The 18219-nt window shown below is 63.9% G+C and carries 16 protein-coding genes and 1 tRNA gene; 10 read left to right on the top strand and 7 right to left on the bottom strand.

The window, feature by feature from the left end; all coding sequences use genetic code 11:
- The first annotated feature begins 54 nt into the window (after nt 1–54).
- A tRNA-Lys gene (locus AC0MRV_RS18735) sits at nt 55–130 on the top strand.
- A gap of 146 nt (nt 131–276) precedes the next feature.
- Nucleotides 277–924, top strand: coding sequence for a response regulator (locus tag AC0MRV_RS18730; protein WP_472766041.1), 648 nt, complete (start codon nt 277–279; stop codon nt 922–924).
- 58 nt (nt 925–982) lie between these two features.
- On the opposite strand, the gene AC0MRV_RS18725 is transcribed toward AC0MRV_RS18730, so the two are convergent.
- Nucleotides 983–1834 carry a sirohydrochlorin chelatase gene (locus tag AC0MRV_RS18725; protein WP_472766040.1) on the bottom strand — a complete coding sequence of 284 codons (852 nt, stop codon included), beginning with the start codon at nt 1832–1834 and terminating at the stop codon, nt 983–985.
- A 73-nt stretch (nt 1835–1907) separates the two neighbouring features.
- Here AC0MRV_RS18725 and AC0MRV_RS18720 point away from each other — a divergent pair, with 73 nt between their 5' ends.
- The gene (locus AC0MRV_RS18720) at nt 1908–2501 is read left to right on the top strand and encodes an OmpA family protein (RefSeq protein ID WP_472766039.1); all 594 of its coding nucleotides are present in this window, start codon (nt 1908–1910) and stop codon (nt 2499–2501) included.
- A 228-nt stretch (nt 2502–2729) separates the two neighbouring features.
- Here the strand turns inward: AC0MRV_RS18720 and AC0MRV_RS18715 are convergent, their stop codons facing one another.
- The 4 genes from AC0MRV_RS18715 to AC0MRV_RS18700 all read right to left on the bottom strand — a co-directional run bounded on the left by AC0MRV_RS18715 (nt 2730) and on the right by AC0MRV_RS18700 (nt 7480).
- Entirely contained in the window at nt 2730–4103 is a 1374-nt protein-coding gene (locus AC0MRV_RS18715; protein WP_472766038.1) for a M20/M25/M40 family metallo-hydrolase, read from the bottom strand.
- A gap of 110 nt (nt 4104–4213) precedes the next feature.
- Entirely contained in the window at nt 4214–5077 is an 864-nt protein-coding gene (locus AC0MRV_RS18710) for a M48 family metallopeptidase (protein WP_472766037.1), read from the bottom strand.
- Nucleotides 5078–5155: 78 nt separating this feature from the next.
- Entirely contained in the window at nt 5156–6703 is a 1548-nt protein-coding gene (purH, locus tag AC0MRV_RS18705; RefSeq protein ID WP_472766036.1) for a bifunctional phosphoribosylaminoimidazolecarboxamide formyltransferase/IMP cyclohydrolase, read from the bottom strand.
- Nucleotides 6704–6781: 78 nt separating this feature from the next.
- Entirely contained in the window at nt 6782–7480 is a 699-nt protein-coding gene (locus AC0MRV_RS18700) for a sulfite exporter TauE/SafE family protein (RefSeq protein ID WP_472766035.1), read from the bottom strand.
- Between the two features lie 95 nt (nt 7481–7575).
- Here AC0MRV_RS18700 and AC0MRV_RS18695 point away from each other — a divergent pair, with 95 nt between their 5' ends.
- Nucleotides 7576–7962 (top strand): Co(2+)/Mg(2+) efflux protein ApaG, encoded by a 387-nt coding sequence (locus tag AC0MRV_RS18695; protein ID WP_472766034.1) that lies wholly within the window; start codon nt 7576–7578, stop codon nt 7960–7962.
- Nucleotides 7963–8028: 66 nt separating this feature from the next.
- Entirely contained in the window at nt 8029–9393 is a 1365-nt protein-coding gene (locus AC0MRV_RS18690) for an MBL fold metallo-hydrolase (RefSeq protein ID WP_472766033.1), read from the top strand.
- A gap of 14 nt (nt 9394–9407) precedes the next feature.
- Here the strand turns inward: AC0MRV_RS18690 and AC0MRV_RS18685 are convergent, their stop codons facing one another.
- Nucleotides 9408–10142 carry an alpha/beta fold hydrolase gene (locus AC0MRV_RS18685; RefSeq protein WP_472766032.1) on the bottom strand — a complete coding sequence of 245 codons (735 nt, stop codon included), beginning with the start codon at nt 10140–10142 and terminating at the stop codon, nt 9408–9410.
- Nucleotides 10143–10276: 134 nt separating this feature from the next.
- Here AC0MRV_RS18685 and mutS point away from each other — a divergent pair, with 134 nt between their 5' ends.
- From mutS to AC0MRV_RS18670, 3 genes are read left to right on the top strand one after another with little or no spacing between them, the layout of a single operon-like run.
- Nucleotides 10277–12886, top strand: a complete 2610-nt coding sequence (gene mutS, locus AC0MRV_RS18680; RefSeq protein WP_472766031.1) for a DNA mismatch repair protein MutS — start codon at nt 10277–10279, stop codon at nt 12884–12886.
- Entirely contained in the window at nt 12883–13620 is a 738-nt protein-coding gene (locus tag AC0MRV_RS18675) for a hypothetical protein (protein WP_472766030.1), read from the top strand. The genes mutS and AC0MRV_RS18675 overlap by 4 nt, the downstream gene beginning before the upstream one ends.
- The gene (locus AC0MRV_RS18670) at nt 13617–14378 is read left to right on the top strand and encodes a class I SAM-dependent methyltransferase (protein ID WP_472766029.1); all 762 of its coding nucleotides are present in this window, start codon (nt 13617–13619) and stop codon (nt 14376–14378) included. Before AC0MRV_RS18675 ends, AC0MRV_RS18670 begins: the two co-directional genes overlap by 4 nt.
- Here AC0MRV_RS18670 and AC0MRV_RS18665 read toward each other — a convergent pair.
- Nucleotides 14354–14539 carry a hypothetical protein gene (locus AC0MRV_RS18665; RefSeq protein WP_472766028.1) on the bottom strand — a complete coding sequence of 62 codons (186 nt, stop codon included), beginning with the start codon at nt 14537–14539 and terminating at the stop codon, nt 14354–14356. The genes AC0MRV_RS18670 and AC0MRV_RS18665 overlap by 25 nt on opposite strands.
- Nucleotides 14540–14743: 204 nt before the next feature.
- Between AC0MRV_RS18665 and AC0MRV_RS18660 the strand changes: the two genes are divergently transcribed.
- Nucleotides 14744–15322: a sigma-70 family RNA polymerase sigma factor gene (locus tag AC0MRV_RS18660; protein WP_472766027.1), complete on the top strand. Its 579-nt coding sequence runs from the start codon at nt 14744–14746 to the stop codon at nt 15320–15322.
- Between the two features lie 74 nt (nt 15323–15396).
- Entirely contained in the window at nt 15397–18207 is a 2811-nt protein-coding gene (locus tag AC0MRV_RS18655; RefSeq protein WP_472766026.1) for a serine/threonine-protein kinase, read from the top strand.
- Nucleotides 18208–18219: the final 12 nt, after the last annotated feature.

The raw sequence follows: 18219 nt of genomic DNA, 5'->3' as shown, positions 1-18219 counted from the left end.
AAAAACTTCTTGCCACCTTCCCGAGGCGAAACGTATTCGGTTCTTTTCGGCGACGGGTTGATAGCTCAATCGGTAGAGCAGTTGACTTTTAATCAATAGGTTCAGGGTTCGAGTCCCTGTCAACCCACCACCGTAGCGGCGGAAGTGAGGACATCTCCTGATGGCATCTCGCAGCGATTTAGGGTCAAGTATGGCCCCATCGGTCCGAAGGACGAATTGCTTTACGATTGCGTAATTTCTGCCAGCTGCCCTCTTACGACATTTTAGATACTCCAAATGAAACGCCTCATCATCATCGAAGATCAGACCGCCATTCGCGAAATGCTGGTCGAGATTCTCCGCACCGAACCAGGTTATGACCTCATCGGGGAGAGCGGCGATGGCCACACGGCCTTGGCGCTTTGTTTGGAAAAGAAGCCGGATCTGCTCGTGCTCGACGCCAAACTTCCGGGGCTGAACGGCGTCGATCTTCTGCGCCGCTTGGTCAAGCAATTGCCGAACATCCGCGTCCTCGTGTTTTCCGGCTACGAGAATCCGGTCCTCGTGCGGGAAATGTTGGAGGCGGGCGCCCACGGATTTGTGGAGAAGACCGCCGGCCTGCTTGAGTTCAAAAAGGGCCTCGAAACCGTCGCCAATGGCGGCACCTACTTTGGCCCCGCGGTGGCCGCCCTCCTCCGCAACGTCGTCGCCAATCCCGCTGCCAGTTCGACCGCCGACTTCCTCACCGATCGCGAACGCGAGATCCTTCAGCTCGTGGCCGAGAGCCACAGCACCAAGGAGATCGCCCTCAAGCTCGGCATCAGTGTGAAGACCGTCGACAACCACCGCACCAATTTGATGCGGAAGCTGAATCTTCACGACGTCGCCAGTCTTACGCGCTACGCGGTGGAGATCGGACTTATCGAGTCCAAAACAACGCTCTGAGCGTCGCGACTTCTCCCTCTACTTTGGCCGCCTCGACCCAGGCGGCCTTTTTTTGCCCTCAGGCTTCGGCGGCCACGCACGCGCGCCAGCGCCGTTCCAGCAAACCTAGCACCGCCGGCCCTTCGCCCAATAGCGAGGTGAAGCGGAGTTGCACGTGCGGGGAGTCTGCCAAGGCCGTCGCGCAAATCTCCGCGATGTCACCTCCGGGACCGGCATGTCGTCCGGCCTGCAGGAACTGCAATGCGATGACGATTTCCTCCGCCCCCGCCGCCACTGCTTCGACAAGTGCGCGCTCCAGCAAGGGCTCGTTGAAGGCATACGACGCGCCGGGACGGCGTTCCATCGATGCGGCCGTGACCGGCACGCGGCTCGCCTGCAACCCTGCCTCCAGGCGCGTTGCGATCAAATCCCGCACGGCCGTCACGGCCGGCAACGGACTCCCGTGGTCGACCATGATCACGTGTCGCCTCGGGGCACCGTCGCCCGCCTTCAGCGATTCGATCGATTGCCGCATCTCCTCCGCAATCTCGTCAGCGGAATCGTCCGTCGGCAGCACCAGCGGATCGGCCAACCGCACCGCCAACAAGGGATGCGCGGCGCGGATCGAAGCCAGGCGCTCCGGCACGTAGCCTGTGAGGGCTCCGCTTGGTCCGAAGAACAACGGCAGCAATACTGCTTCGCGTCCACCCACCGCCGCGAAGTGTTGCAGCGCCGGCTCCAGCAGCTCCGCCGGTTTACCATCAAGTTCCGCGGCCGCCACTCCGCTCGAATGCAACAGCGAGACCGGCTTCACCGCCGACGCCAAACGATCCTGCAAACGTCGGGCAATGCGCCGCAGGCTCAAGGTCGACGCCGCGCGCAGCGAACCGTTGTCGAAAAGAAACGTGAGTGAAGGGTCAAAGTCTGCCACGCTGCCGTTAAATAACTTGCGGAGCTAAAATCGATAACCGATAAGGTCAAAAACACTGCCCCTTTCCCGTCTCATGAGCCACTTTGCCAAGAAATTCCTCCTCGTTCTCACCGTCGCAACCCTCGCTCTCACGGGCTGCACGAAGAAGCCGGTTCGGCCGGATCCCAGCTCCACGGCGATGGGCATGCAGGGCGCGGGGAACAACGCGGCCTACAATGATTCCCTGCTGAACCAGGGCATCGATACGGGAGGCATGGGTTCGTTGGTTGATGACCCGAATAGCGAGCTGACCTTGCGCGGTGACGGCTACTACGAGGATGATCAAATGATCAGAGGCCTGCTTGAGCCGGTCTACTTCGACTTTGATCAGAGCGGCATCAAGACCTCCGAGCGCATCAAGCTCGAGGCCGCCATCGATTACCTCAACGCCAACCCGCAGCACCGCCTCCTCCTCGAAGGGCACTGCGACTGGAAAGGCACCGCCGAATACAACCTCGGTCTCGGTGACCGCCGCTCCGGCTCCGCCCGTCAGTTCCTCGAAACCGCCGGTGTCGCCGCCTCCCGCCTCGAAACCGCCTCCAAGGGCGACCTCGAAGCCGTTGAGAACGCCAGCGACTCCCAGATGGCTCAGGATCGCCGCGTCGAGCTGATCATTCTGAAGCAGTAACGCGGCCTCGCCCTCCCCTTTCAGCAGAACGCCCGGTTCCTCGCGGACCGGGCGTTCGTGTTTGTGACTGGGTTCCTCCTTCAACTGCGGCCCGGCACATGCACCGGCCCTACACAAGCGCGCGGCTCGCCTTGCTGTAGCCGGGGTCGTCGACCCCGGTGGTGACGTGGTGACCGCCAATCCGTCGTGACCGGGGTCACCGACCCCGGCTACAGGAACTGGCGCATCTCACCGGCCTGCGAGCTTCCGCAGGACGCGCTGACTCACCTCCATGCCACGCTGCATGACTTTGAGGTTAAAGGACTCGTTGGGCGCGTGCAGGTTGTCCTCCGGCAGGAAGAGACCAAACATCACCGAATCCAAACCGAGCACCCGCTTGATGGCGGCGATGATCGGCACGCTGCCGCCTTCGCGCAGGTAAAGCGGGGCCTTGCCGAAGACCTGCTTCACCGCCTCGTCGGTCGCACGAAACGCGTCGGCGAGCACCGGTGATTGATCCGCCGGCGTATTCGGTCGATCCGGCGGCACGACCACGTAGGCGCTGCCTTGATGTTGGTCGATGATGCGGTAGCTCACATCCTTGGGCATCCGTTCGGCCACCGTGGCATAAAGCAGCTCGCGAATCTTGTCGGGGTCTTGGTTCGCCACCAGCCGGCAGCTCACCTTCACCATCGCCTTGCTCGGGATGACGGTCTTCGACCCCTCCCCTTGGTAGCCGCCGCCGATGCCGTTGAAATCAAGGGTCGGCATGAAGCGAATGGCTTCGAACGGACCGAAATCTTTCACGGTGTAGAAGTCAGGAATACCGAGGAATTTTTTATACGCCTCGGTGTCGCTGCCATACTTCTTCAGTTCGTCGCGTTCCCATTGTTCGACGTCCAACACATCGTCGTAGAAACCGGGCACATTGACGCGTCCGTCGGCGTCGTGCAGCGAGGCGCAAAATTCGGTCAGCGCCTGAATCGGGTTGCGCAACACACCGCCATGCAATCCGGAATGCAGGTCGGACTTGGCGGTCGTGACTTCGAGGTCGAAGAGCACGAGACCGCGCAAGCCGCAGGTGATGACCACTTGGTCTTCGGTGGGGATGCCGGTGTCGGAGAGGAACACAAAATCTGCTTCGCCGAGTCGTTCGCGGTGCGCCTGCAGAAAACCTTCAAAGCTCGGGCTCCCCATCTCCTCTTCACCCTCGACCATGAAGGTAATGCGCAGCGGTAGATCGGGCTCCTGTTCCAGCAGCGACGCCACCGCGGCGATGTGGGTCATCAGCGGGCCCTTGTTGTCGGCCGTGCCGCGGCCGTAGAGCCGACCATCGCGCTCCGTCGGTTCGAAAGCGGGCGTTTCCCAAAGGTTGAGCGGGTCCGCCGGTTGCACGTCGTAGTGACCGTAGATGATCACATGCGGCCAAGCCGGATCGCCGCCGCGGCTGGCCAGCACGACCGGATGCAAGGGCGTCTTCACCACCTCGACCTCAAAACCGATCGAGGTGAAGAGCTCGTGCAGAAAGCCTTGAGCGCCTTGCATACCCTCGGCGAAAGCCGAGTCGGCGGACACGCTTTGGTGCCGGATGAATTCCTTCAGTTTTTCGACGGGATCAAACATGCCGTCGACGCTGACGCATCGCTTCGCGAGCGGCTAGGAGAATTCGCTTCAGCCCACACGCTCACGCACGCAGACCCGGGTCGGCCGATCACTGGACCTGGCGGTCGCGGTCAGGGCGCGCCAATTTCGCGCTCCGCCAGGGGGGCAATCTCACCCTCTCCCATGGCCGCGTCGTCATACTTCTTTTTCGCCTGCTCGTAGAGCGGCACATATCGCGGCGCCAGTTCGCGCAAATTTTTGATTCGCGTCTCGTTTGACGGGTGCGTCGAAAGCCACTCGGGCGGTCGGGCTTTGCCCTCGTTGGCGGTCTGCATCCGCTGCCAGAACGAAATGGCCGCGCGCGGGTCGTAACCCGCCCCGGCCGCAAACTTCAGGCCAACGGCATCGGCCTCGGATTCGTGCAGACGGGAATACGGCAACATCACGCCGAGCGCTGTGCCCACGCCGAGCGCTGCGCGGACCATATTCCGCTTCTCCGGATCCACGTCCTTCGCTTCCATGGTGACTTCCGACAACACGGTCGCACCGGCCGCCATCATTTGCTGCGACATGCGTTCGCCGCTATGCCGGGAGGTCACGTGAGCAATCTCGTGCCCCATCACCGCTGCCAGCTGATCATCGGTTTCAGCCAGTTTCAGGATGCCCGTGTAGACTCCGACCTTCCCGCCGGGCAAGGCGAACGCGTTGAGCTCTTCCGACTCGAAAACCACGAACTCCCATTTGGCGTTGGGCAGGGAGCGACCCACACTGGCGGCGATGCGTTTGCCGACACGGGCGACCCGGTCGTTGAGCATCGGATTCTGCGAAACCGTTTCCTCCTCCTTGATTTGCGCAAAGGCCGCCAAGCCCATTTGGGCTTCTTGATCGGCCGACGTGAGCAAGAGTTGCCGCCGCCCGGTTTCAGGCACGGTCGAGCAGCCTGAGAGCAGCAACAGCGCGGACGCAAATACCGTGAGCAGACGAAGCGAGAACATGGGCATACGGATAAAAAAAATGCGTGAGGCACGCAATGCCTCACGCAAATCGATGACCACAAATTTGTGGCTTGGTTCTTAGTGCTTAAAGTGGCGGATGCCGGTGAAGACCATCGCCATGTCGCGCTCATCGGCGGCGGCGATCACCTCGGCGTCGCGCACCGAACCACCCGGCTGGATGGCGCAGGTTGCACCGGCGTCGGCCGCGGCGATCAAGCCGTCCGCAAAGGGGAACAAGGCTTCACTGGCGACGACCGAGCCTTTGAGGTCGAGTCCGGCCTCGCCGGCCTTCCACACCGCGATGCGCGAGCTGTCAACACGGGCCATTTGCCCGGCACCGACGCCGAGGGTGCGCTCGCCTTTGCAGTAGACAATGGAGTTGGACTTCACGTGTTTGCCGATCTTCCAACCAAACATCATCGAGGCCCATTCTTCGGCGGTGGGCTGACGCTTGGTGACCACCTTGAACTCGGCCTGCTTGCCCAGGGTGCGGTCGCGATCCTGCAGCAGCACGCCACCGATCACTGAGCGCACCTCCTGCAGCGAATCGGCGCCGATACCGTCCTTGGCGATCATGAGGCGCAGGTTCTTTTTCTTCGCGAAGATTTCCAGCGCCTCATCGCTGAAGCGCGGGGCGATGATCACTTCCGTGAAGATGCCGGCGATCGTCGCGGCCAGCTCCGGTCCCATCGTTTGGTTCACGATGATGATGCCGCCAAACGGGGCCTGACGATCCGTCGCGAAAGCGTGCTCCCAAGCCTCCTCGAGGGTGTCCGCGCTCGCCACGCCGCAGGGATTGGTGTGCTTGAGGATGGCGACGGTCGGACGCTCGAACTCGCCGATCAAGTAGGCGGCCGAGGTGATGTCCAAAATGTTATTGTAGCTGAGTGCCTTGCCCTGGAGCTGCTCGAAGTGGTCGTGGAAGGTGCCGTAGAGCGCGGCCTTCTGATGCGGATTCTCCCCGTAGCGCAGCTCCTGCGCCTTGGTCAGGTCGAGCGATAGCTTCTTGGGGAAGCCGCTCAATGCCTCCAGGTCGGGCTCGTCGGCGTTGGCCTCGAGGTAGGCCGAGATCGCCGCGTCGTAGCTGGCGGTGCGCTGGAAGACCTTGAGCGCCAGCTTGCGGCGCAGCGGGCGGATCTTGGCGTCGTCGCCGAGCGCCTCGATCACCGCGCCGTAATCGGCCGGGTCGCACACGACGGTGACCGCTTCGTGGTTCTTGGCCGCACTGCGCAGCATGGACGGGCCGCCGATGTCGATGTTCTCGATCGCCTCTTCGCGGGAGACGTCGGGCTTCGCGACCGTGGCTTCGAACGGATAGAGGTTGACCACCACCAGGTCGATCAGAGCGATGTCGTTGGCCTTCGCTGCGTCGAGGTGGTCGGCCTTGTCGCGGCGACACAACAGTCCGCCGTGAATCTTCGGGTGCAGGGTCTTCACGCGGCCTTCCATCATTTCCGGGAAGCCGGTGTGCTCGCTCACCTCGGTGACCGGCAGGCCCTTCTCGGCCAGCAGGCGGGCGGTGCCGCCCGTCGACAGCAAGCGATAGCCGTGCTGCTCCACCAAGGCGGTGGCGAAGTCCGCCAGACCGCTTTTGTCACTCACCGATAGTAGGGCCAATTTTTCCATGGAAACGCCGTTCTGCGCCCCGGCCAAATTGAGGGCAAGAACGGAGTGCCCGCGCGGCGCTTTCGCCGCCAAGAAGCCCTACCCGGGCAGCACCAAATGTTCGTGAAACCAATGGTGCACCGTCGCGTCGCCGCGGAGAATGGTGAGCACGCCGAGCAGAATCAGCACCGCGCCGGCCGCCTGCATGAGCCACGCCCGGCGTTCCGCCCCGAGCTTGGGCAACAGCCACGCCGTCGCGGCGAGCCCCGGCAGCGTGGCCAGGCTGAAGAGTAGGCCGCCGGCCACCACCGTTTCCACGGAGCGGGTCGCGACGAGGTAGAGCAAGGCAGCCCAGGACAGTCCACAGGGCAGAAATCCGTTCAACCAACCGATCAAGAGTCCCTTGAAGGGCGACTGGCTTTGGCCCAATCCTGCCAGCACCCCGCAGGCTCGCGACCCTTGCCACCAACGCTGAACGCCTTGTGGCAAACGACGGCCCAACAATTGCGCGGCGCCCAGTGCCACCATCAACAGCCCGACGGTCCAGCCAAGCGCGTTCCGCACGACATCGACCGGTGCGCGCGTCTCGATCAGTCGCATCGCGGCCAGCACGGCGATGCCCACGAACACGTAGGCGATGCCTTTGCCGAGTTGATAGGCCAGTTGTCGGGACCACCAAACCGCGCGACCGCCTCCTCCCGTGCCGGCCGCCAGCGCGAACGCACCACACATGCCGATGCAGTGACCGGTCCCGAGCAGGGCCAGCAACACTACATGGAGCAAATCGGCGGCGAACATCCCGCGCACCTTCGCCTGAGCACGGCCCGGCGCAATGGAAATCCGGAATGCGAATGCCGGTTGCATCACCGCCTCCGCTCCATCCATTTGGAAAGGTGCCCTCTTCGCAGGAACTTCCCGGACTCACCGCTCGCCTTGATCGATTGGTTTATCATCACGGCGGCTCCAGCCTGCCGCCCGATAAGCCGCACGCCTTCGTCTACTTTGTGACCATCCGCAACGAGTCCGACCGCACGGTCAAACTACTCGGTCGGAAGTGGCTGGTGGAACAGGCCGATGGCGAACGCCTCGTGATCGAGGGCGACAAGATCGTCGGGGAAACCCCGCGCCTCGCTCCCGGCGAATCGTTTTCCTACAACAGCTACCACGTCACCGGCTGCAACGCCCGCGTGGTCGGCAGTTTTCATGGTCAGGACGATGCAGGGAACCGCATCCACGTGATCCTCCCGCCGTTCGACATGGCGATTCCCGCGGCCGAATAGCCCTCCCCCGCTCAACTTGTGGTCTTGCACCCCGGCGGCGCATGGCTCTCGTTGATCCTTTACGGCATGAAATTACTCGACCTCAACCGCCACGGCGGCATCGGCGCCAATGCGCTCTTCGTCCAACTCGGCGGTGTTAACCTTCTCATCGACAGCGGCTTGCACCCCAAGCATGTGGGGCGGGCCGCCATGCCCGACTTCGGAAAAATCCGCGGCCAACGCGTCGACCTCATCCTCATCACCCACTGCCACCTGGACCACATTGGCTCGCTGCCGGTCGCCATGCGGGAATTTCCAGACGCTCCGGTGGTCATGTCGGCCTCCAGCCGCCTGCTCATTGAGCGCATGCTGCACAACTCGGCCAACGTCATGAAGCGGCAGAAAGAGGAAGCCGACATTCCGGAGTATCCGCTCTTCACCCACGATGAGATCGACCGCTGCGCCCGGCGCATGATCGGCCTCAACTTCGGCATGGCCAAAACCTTCGCCGGCCTGAACCCGAAGGACGAAATCGAGCTCGTCCTGCACCCGGCGGGCCACGTCGCCGGCGCCGCCGCCGTCGAACTGCGCCACAAGCACCGCGCGATCTTTTTCACCGGCGACGTGCTCTTCGACGATCTGCGCACGCTGCAAGGCGCGCGTTTTCCGACCGGCCACTTCGACACCGTGGTCACCGAAACCACCCGCGGTCTCACCGAGCGCCCTGCCGGCCAGGAACGTGTGCACGAGGTCGATCGCCTGATCAAGTCGATCAACGACACCATCGGCCGCGGCGGTTCCTTCCTGTTGCCGGTCTTCGCGCTCGGCCGCATGCAGGAGATCCTCACCATCCTGCACGACGCCCGCCGTTTCGGCAAACTGGTCGATTGCCCGATCATCGGCACCGGTCTTGGCCTCGACCTCTGCGACTACTTTGACGAGGTGCGTCGCAAGACCGGCCACGTGCAGTTCAACCGCTCCATTCTCAAGGAGCTGAAACTCAAGTCCCTGCCCCGCAAACTCACCCCCGGCAAGGACCCCGAGCGCAACGGCCTCTACATCGTGAGCTCCGGCATGATGGTGGAAAACACCCCGAGCTACACCCTTGCCTCCGGTCTGCTCGGCCACCACCGCAACACCATTGGCTTCGTGGGCTACTGCGACCCCGATACCCCGGGCGGCGCGCTCATGGCCAGCAAACCCGGCGATGACTTCATCTTCGAAACCCTGCATGTGCGCACCCGGGTGAAAGCCCGCGTCGAACGCTTCGAGCTCAGCGGTCACGCCGAGCGCGAGGAGTTGCTCGAGTTCGCCCTGCAGGCCACGCCTCGCGCGATCGTGCTCACCCATGGTGACCCCGAAGCCCGCCAGTGGTTTGCCCGGCAAATCGCCGAGCGCGACGAAAAGATCAGCGTGCTCGATCCCACCCCCGGCGAGACCTACCAGGTCTGATCGGCGGCGGGGGATCACCGTGCATGGTCGACAATGTGGCGCACCAACTCTGCCCGCGTCTCCATGTGCGGGTTGTGCCCGGCGCCGGCGATGATCTCCACCGCCGCGCGCGGAAAATGCCGCGAGATCGCCGCCAGGTCGCCGGCGCTCACGTAGCGTGATTTTCCGCCGGTGACGAAGAGCGTCGGGCCGTCGAACGATTCCTGCTCGCCGAGCGGATTCTTTTCCAGTGTCGGCAAGGCCGACGTGATCGCCGGCAGGTTGATCGACCAGCGCCAACCGCTGCCGGATTCATCGCGCTCGAGATTCGTGGTGAGAAATTTCCGCATGCCCCAATCCGGCACCCGCGACTCCATTTTCATTTCCGCATCCGCGCGGGATCGCAGCTCGCTCAGTCGCAACTCATGCATCGCCGCAAACTCCGCACGGTGACCATGCGACAGGTAGTCCTTGGGCGCGATGTCGACCACCACCAGCCGCCGCACGCGCTCGGGATGCCGGCAGGCCAAGACCATACCGAGTTTGCCGCCCATGCTGTGCCCTACGATCTCCGCCGCGGCCAAGCCACGCGCGTCCATCCACGCGAGCACGTCCGCGGCCATGGCTTCGTAATCCATCGGCCCCGCGTGCGGCGACTTGCCGTGGTTGCGCAGATCCAAGGCGTGCACCTGCCAGCCCTGGGCCGCCAAGTCCGCGCCGGCGCTCAGCCAGTTGCGCGAGGACCCCAACATCCCGTGCAGCACCAGCATCGGCGCACCGCCCTCCCCGCCCAAGTCTCTGGAAAATAGCTCAACCACGAATCAACACAGATGAACCCAGACCCGATTTGAAAAGCCGGAAGTTCCCCGGGGGCGTAGCCTTCCGTTCTCATCGGTGTCCATCCGTGGTTAAAAAAACACGTGAACTCCGCGCGTTTCGTGGTTTCGCTCCGTCGCTCATGTGTGCCGCCAAGAAGCTTACCCCGATGATGCAGCAGTATTTCGAGGTGAAGCGCGGACTGCCCAAAGGGACGCTGCTTCTCTTCCGTCTCGGCGACTTTTATGAGATCTTCTACGACGACGCGAAGATCGCCTCACAGGTCTGCGGACTCACCCTGACCAAACGCCAGGACTACCCGATGGCGGGCGTGCCGCACCACGCGATCGACAACTACGTGCCCAAGCTGCTCGCCGCCGGCCACAAGGTCGCGATCTGCGACCAGGCCGAACCCGCCCAGGCCGGCAAACTGGTCAAGCGCGCCCTCACCCGTATCCTTTCGCCCGGCACCACGCTCGCCGCCAACCAGCTCGACGAATCGCGCAACCACTACCTCTGCGCACTGCATCGCGATAAACACGGTCTCCACGCCGCGTGGCTTGATCTCTCCACCGGCGAGTTTCAGCTCGCCACCGACCGTCAGGTCAACGACCTGCTGCCCGTCCTCACCGCCCTCGAACCGGCCGAACTCCTCCTCATTGAAGGCGACGCCGACAAGTGGCGCCACGCCCCGCATGACGACGTCGATGGCCATGCGCTCGGCGACTTCTGCCACGGCCGCCTCATCACCGAGTTGCCCGGCTATCATTTTGAAACCGCCGGCGGTGCGCGCACCGTGCTCGACGCGCTGGGCGTGCTCAACCTCGAGGGTTTCGGTCTCGACGAAAAACACCCCGGACTCGGTCCGGCCGGTGCGCTCGTTTATTACGCCACCGAAAACCTCTGCGCCAAACCGGAGAACCTGCGCGGCCTGCGCGAATACCGCAGTGCGGCCACCCTGCTCATCGACCCGGCGACCCTGCGCAACCTCGAGATTTTCCAGTCCTCGCGCGGCACGCGCCAAGGTTCCCTGCTGCACGCCATCAACCGCACCTCAACCGCCGCCGGCGCTCGTTTGCTCGAGCGTTGGTTAAGCGCCCCCAGCCTCGACCTCACCGAGATTCGCCGGCGCTCCGCCACCGTCGGCGAGCTCTTGGCCGAACCGATGTTGCTCGGTGAGCTGCGCGAAACCCTCGGGTCCGTGCGCGACATTCCGCGCATCCTCGGTCGCCTGCAAAACCGCCTGCGTAATCCGCGCGAACTCGGTGGCATCCGCGACACGCTGCTGCAGGTGCCCGACGTGCACCGCCTACTCGCCGACTTCGGCCAAACCCTCGGCGCCGACTATCCCGCGCGCATCGCCGAGCTCCCCGATCTGCGCGACTTGTTGCAACGCGCCCTCGCCGATGAAATGCCCAACGATATCGCCGAGGGCGGCGCCATTCGCGAGGGTTTCGACGCCGAACTCGACCGCATTCGCGCGCTCACCCGTGACAACAAAACCTGGCTTTCCGAACTCGAAACCGCCGAACAGGCGCGCACCGGCATCAAGAGCCTGAAGGTCAAATACACCGGCAACTTCGGCTATTACATCGAGGTCACCAAGGCCAACCTGAAGCTGGTGCCCGACAACTACATCCGCCGCCAGACCACGGTGAACGCGGAACGTTTTATCACCGATGAGCTCAAGCAGAAGGAAAAGGAAATCCTGCACGCGGAGGACAACGCCCTCGCCCGCGAGCGCGAACTTTTCGGCGAACTCATCACCGCCATCCTCGACGAATCTGTCGCCCTCAGTCACACCGCCGACGCCCTCGCTGAACTCGACGTGCTCGCCGGCTGGGCGGTGCTCGCTCGCGAATGGGACTACCGCCAACCCGAGCTTGATGACAGCGACGTGCTCGAGATCACCGAGGGCCGCCACCCGGTTGTGGAACAGATGCTCAAGGCGCCGGACACCGCGGTCATTCGCGGCAACCAAAGCTTCGTGCCCAACGACACGATCCTATCCTCCTCCGGTGAACAGCTCGCCCTCATCACCGGCCCCAACATGGCCGGTAAATCGACCTACATCCGCCAGGTCGCGCTCATTACCCTGTTGGCCGAAATCGGCTGCTGGGTGCCGGCCGCCAAATGCCGCATCGGCCTGGTCGACCGCATCTTCTCCCGCGTCGGTGCCAGCGACGACCTCGCGCGCGGCAACTCAACCTTCATGGTCGAGATGAACGAGACCGCGAATATCCTCAACAACGCCACGAACCAGTCGCTCATCATCCTCGATGAAATCGGTCGCGGCACCTCAACCTACGACGGGCTTTCGATCGCCTGGGCCGTTGTCGAGCACCTGCATGGCACCGCCGAGGCCGGCCCGCGCACCCTTTTCGCCACGCACTACCAGGAGCTCACCCAGCTCGACAAACACCTGTCACGACTCCGCAACTACAGCGTCGCGGTGAAGGAATGGAACGACGAGATCATCTTCGTCCACCGCATCCAACCCGGCGCCGCTGATCGCAGCTACGGCATTCAAGTCGCGCGTCTTGCCGGTTTGCCGCCGGCCGTCATCGATCGCGCCAAATCGATCCTGGGTAAACTTGAGTCCGACGACACCAGCGTCGAACTCACCGCGCCGCAGGCGAAACCGCGCAAGAAGATCTCGGTGAAACCCGCCGACGACTCCCAGCTCAGCTTGCTATGAGCGAAGAAGCTCCAGCGCTCCTCCCGCGTCGCATGAGTCATCCGGTGGTCGCCGGCCCGCAGGCCCTGTCGCTGTCGGCGAGCGATCCCGCCCTGCGCCTCCCGGTCGAACAGCACCGCGGTCGGGTCACCCTCACCCTCCCACCGGAAGCCGCCAACTTTGCCGACCTGCAGTGGCGCCAAAACGGCCTCGCCCTGCCGGACCAGCACGGCCCGAGTCTGCGCCTCGCCGACCTCTCACTCGACGACACCGATAGCTACCACGCCACCTGGACCGATGCGTCGGGTAAGACCTGTTCCTCGCAAGGTGCGATCATCGTCGTTTACCCGGGCCACACCCTGGCCAACCACTCCGCACGCGGATTCGTCGCGCCCGGGCAGCCGGTCATCGCCGGTTTTGTGGTGGGTCGTTCGCGCGGACCCGTTCGCGCCAAACGTTACCTCATTCGCGTCGTGAGCACCTCCCTGCAGCGCTTCGGGATCGAGCGACCACTCGCCAATCCGATCATCGGATTTTCCCGCCGCACCAAGGACTGCCTGGAGCTGCTGCAAACCGACCCTGCGCTCGTTGCCGCGGGCAATGCCGAGGTCGGCGCGTTTGCTTTGGACGCCGACGCCGATGAATTCGCGGCGGTGGCCGACCTGCCGCCGGGGCCCTATTGTGTGATGGTCAACGCGCCCGCCGACTCCGCTGGTGGCGAAGTCCTCGTCGAAGTCTACGAAACGCAGCAATGATACCGCTCACCGACCTGTCGCACGTTCACGCCAGCGAGCTGGTCTCTCCGCGCGACGAGATGGTGTTCCCGGGGGCCGAAGCCCAATACTTTGAAATCGGGCGACGAGCGCTCGAACTCATCACCCTCGCCGCACGCCTCTGCAATCGACCGAGCTACCAACGTATCCTCGACTTACCCTGCGGCCACGGCCGGGTCATGCGCTGGCTGCGCGCGGCGTATCCGCAGGCAGAGATCACCGCCTGCGACCTCAATCGCGACGGGGTGGACTTTTGCCGGGACCGCTTCGGTGCGACCGCCCTTTACAGCGAACCAGACCTGCGCGCCCTGGGCCCCGACGCGTCTTTCGACCTCGTCTGGTGCGGTTCGTTGCTGACGCATTTGCCGATCGAGGTCGCGCTGCGCACCCTGGACTGCTTGTTCGATTGGGCCTGCGACGACGGGGTGATTTTGTTCTCCACCCAGGGCCGCTATCTCAGTTCGGTGCTGGCTCGCGGCGAGGGTGACTACGCGGACAACGTCGACGTCGTGTCCTTGCTCGATGAATACACCCGCACTGGCGCGGCGTTTCAGCCCTACTACGAAGACCCCGCGGGCCACTACGGCCTGTCGCTGCTCTCGCCCGAGTTTCTATTGCGCCACCTGCAAAGCCGGCCGGACATCATCGTGCGCGGGTTCCACGAACAGGCCTGGGGCGTGCAGGACGTGACGATCGCTTATCGCAAGAGCGGTTTTTACGAACCGCTGCTCGGCGCCTGAATCGAACCCGCCGCCGAACGCATCGCCCGGGGCTGAGAACGACTGCGGCGGCGCGACCTCGGCTGGCGATAAGCCGCGTTCATGCGCCAATGGGCAATGGCCATTCCGGTGAAGATCGCAGCGGCGAATACGCCGAGGTAAATCCAGATGTCTTGTTGCATGGGGTGAAGGATTGTTGGCAGACCGCGCGCACCGAGAAACCGGAGCGACTACCCTCCCAAGCGTAACCGGACCTGGAAAGGTGCCATCGCCTAGTAACAACCCATCAGTCCAAAGCAGATTGATCAGCTTAAACGGCCTATTGTAACTGATTTACGACATTTTTTCTTTTCGCCGGTGCTTTCGATGCCCACGCTCCCGGCCTCGTGGACGACTCTGAGTTGGCACAGCTCTTCAAGCGGATTGAGGCCGGCGATGAGGCCGCGGCGGCGCAGTTGTTGCCCCTCGTCTACGACGAATTGCGACGCCTGGCGGCCTCCAAAATGGCGCGCGAAGCGCCCGGTCAAACCCTGCAGCCCACCGCCTTGGTGCACGAAGCCTGGCTGCGGCTCGGCGGTGAAGCCCAGCCGGCCTGGCAGAACCGTGCCCACTTCTTCGCCGCCGCGGCCGAAAGTATGCGGCGCATCCTGATCGACAACGCCCGGCGCAAACGCGCGATTCGCCATGGCGGCGCCCTCGCCAAAGTCAGCGCCGATCAAACGGGTTTCGATTTGGCCGAACCCAGTGGAAACGATCAGGAACTGCTGTTGGTGCACGAGGCCATCGGCGCGTTCGAGCAGCATGATCCCCGCAAGGCCGAGTTGGTAAAACTGAAGTATTTCGCCGGCCTCACCCTCGAGGAAGCCGGCAGCGTGCTGGGAATCTCAGAGCGCACCGCCAAACGCGACTGGGCCTACGCCCGGGCCTGGCTCTTCAATGAAGTGCAGCGACTGCGGGATGCGTGAGCACCATGGCCCGTTCCGGTTCCGGATTTCGCATCGATTGACATGCTCTACCACCGGCAAACGCGCCCGATTTCATGAACCGCGATGACGAAGTCTTCGCGGAGGCGCTGGACCTCTCGCCCGACGATCGTCGGAAATACCTGGAGCAAATCGGCCGGGAAGACCCGGCGCTGCGCGAGCGGGTCGAGGCCTTGCTCGCCGGCTTTGAGGCCGCCGGCGGTTTTCTCGAGCAACCGGCGATCGAGCGGCCGCCCGAGATCCCCGAGGAGCAGCCCGGCGACAAACTCGGTCGCTACACGCTGATCCGCAAATTGGGTGAAGGGGGCTGCGGCATGGTCTACCTGGCGGAGCAATCCGAACCGGTCCGGCGCCAGGTGGCGCTCAAGGTCATCAAACTCGGCATGGATACGAAGGAGGTCATCACCCGCTTCGAAGCCGAGCGCCAGGCGCTGGCGATGATGGATCACCCCGACATTGCCCGCGTGTTTGATGCCGGTTCCACAACGAACGGGCGGCCCTATTTTGTGATGGAGTTCGTCGATGGCGTGCCCGTCACCCGTTATTGCGATCAGCACAAGCTGGCCATGCCACAGCGCCTGGAGTTGTTCGCGCGCATCTGCGTCGCGCTGCAGCACGCCCACCAGAAGGGCATCATTCATCGCGACATCAAACCCTCGAACATCCTGGTCTCCGAACGTGACGGCGAGGCGGCGCCCAAGATCATCGACTTCGGCATCGCCAAAGCCACGCAGGGGCGGCTCACCGAACAAACGCTGCTCACCGCGCTGCATCAGTTCATCGGCACCCCCGCCTACATGAGTCCGGAGCAGGCCGAGCTGCGTGAACTCGATGTCGATACCCGCAGCGACGTCTACTCACTCGGCGTGTTGCTCTACGAGTTGCTCACCGGGCAACCGCCCTACGACCCGCGCTCCCTCCAGCAAGCCGGCATTGACGAAATCCGCCGCATCATTCGCGAGATCGACCCACCCCGCCCGTCGGCCGCCGTGTCGACCCTCACGGAGGCGGACCGCACCACCGTCGCGGCCTACCGGCGAGCGGTGCCGACACGTCTCACCTCCGTGCTCGCCGGCGACCTCGATTGGATCGTCATGCGTTGCCTCGAAAAGCAGCGCAGTCGGCGCTACGATTCGGCCTCCGCACTCGCCGAGGACATCCGCCGGCATCTGCGCAAGGAGCCGGTCATCGCGCGGCCCCCTTCCCTCACCTACAAGACGCGTAGATTTGTGGCCCGCAACCGACTCGCCTGCGCGAGTGCCGCGGCCGTATTGCTCTCGATCATCGCCGGGGCCGTCGTCGCCACCACCCAGGCCATCCGCGCCGCCCGCGCCGAACGCGTTGCGGTGGCCGAGCGCGACGCGGCCGAGGCGGCGCGCGTGGCGGAGGCCGTCGCGCGGGAAGATGCGCAGCGCCGCCAGGAACAAGCCGAGGAGTTGCTGACCTTCATGATCGGCGATTTCCGCACCGGCCTGCGGGAGCTGGGGCGACTGGACTTGCTGGATGCGGTGGGCGAACGCGCCATGGCCTACTTCGACGAAGCCGCACCGCAGGATCTGACCGATACCGCTCTCACCCGGCAGGCCCGAGCGATCACCCAACTGGGCGAGGTGCGCGTCGAGCAGGCCCGGTTCGACGCCGCCGCGGCCGCTTTTCGCTCCGCCTTCGAACGCGCCTCGGCGCTGGCGCTCCGGTATCCAGATAATCCTGACATGCTGTTCGAAAGGGCCCAGGCGGAGTATTGGATCGGTTACGTCGCCAAGCTGCGCGGCGAACCGGCCGTCACCCGGGAGTGGTATGGGCGCTACCGGGACTCGGCCCTTGAGCTCGCCCGCCTCGAAGGGCCGACCGCTCGGGCCCGCCAGGAGTTGATTTACGGCCATCACAACGTGGCCGCCGCCGACTACTATGCAGGAGACTACGCGCTCGCGGCCGAAGGCTTCGCCGCCGAGCGCCGCGAGATCGACGCACAACTGGCGACTGCCCCGGATAACCGCGTGTTGAGATACGACCTGGTCGACGTGGAATCCTGGTTGGGCTGGACCGCCGAACGCGAAGGCCGCTATCAAGCCGCGCACGATCACTACACCCGGATGATCGAAGGGATCACTCGCCTGCGACAGGAGGACGCTGAGCGTCCAAACTGGCGCCTCAAGCACGCGCTGGGCCTCAACTTTCTCGGTGACCTGGAGGCCAATCGCGGCAACCCCTCCGCCGCGGCGGAGGCGTATGCCGAAGCGGTCGAACTCCTGCGCAGCCTCACCGCGCAGGACCCCGATAACAAGTCGTGGAGTTCCGCGCTGCTGAGCACCCAAGTGCGACAACTCTTGCTGGAATTGGCCGGTGGCGGAAACCCGAACTTGGGGGCTCGGATCGATGAGGTCCTCACTGAATTGCAGCAACTCTTCGCGGCGGAGCCCACGGCGCAGAAACTCGCGCGCAACCTTGCCGCCGCTTGGCGCCTGCGTGCCCTGCACCTCAATTCGCTCGACCCAAGCGCCGCCCGGCAGGCCATCGATCAAGCGCTCGACCTCCTCGACCAATGGAGCAGCGATGCAGAATTTGACCGGCCCCACCTGGTGGAATACGCGCGGTCGCTCGCGACCGCCGCGCAGCTCGAGCGCGACGATGAAGCGCGCCGCCAATCCCTCGCGACGCAGACACTGGATCTGCTAACACCTTGGCTCGATCGCGCTTCCCGCGACGAAGGTATTCTCGTTCCCGCCATCGCGGCGGCACACCTGCTTGGCGACGATGCTCGCGCTCGTGAATGGAGCGACCTTCTCGAAGCTATCGGGTATCGCGCCCACGATCCTTTGCTCCGGCCTTTGACCTCAACGGCCAGCAACTCCCAACCTCAACCCTGAAACTCGACCAGT

It is taken from the genome of Actomonas spartinae (assembly GCF_051209155.1).
In the GTDB taxonomy this organism is placed as follows: Bacteria; Verrucomicrobiota; Verrucomicrobiia; order Opitutales; family Opitutaceae; genus Actomonas.
This window is presented reverse-complemented; position numbering and strand designations above follow the sequence as displayed.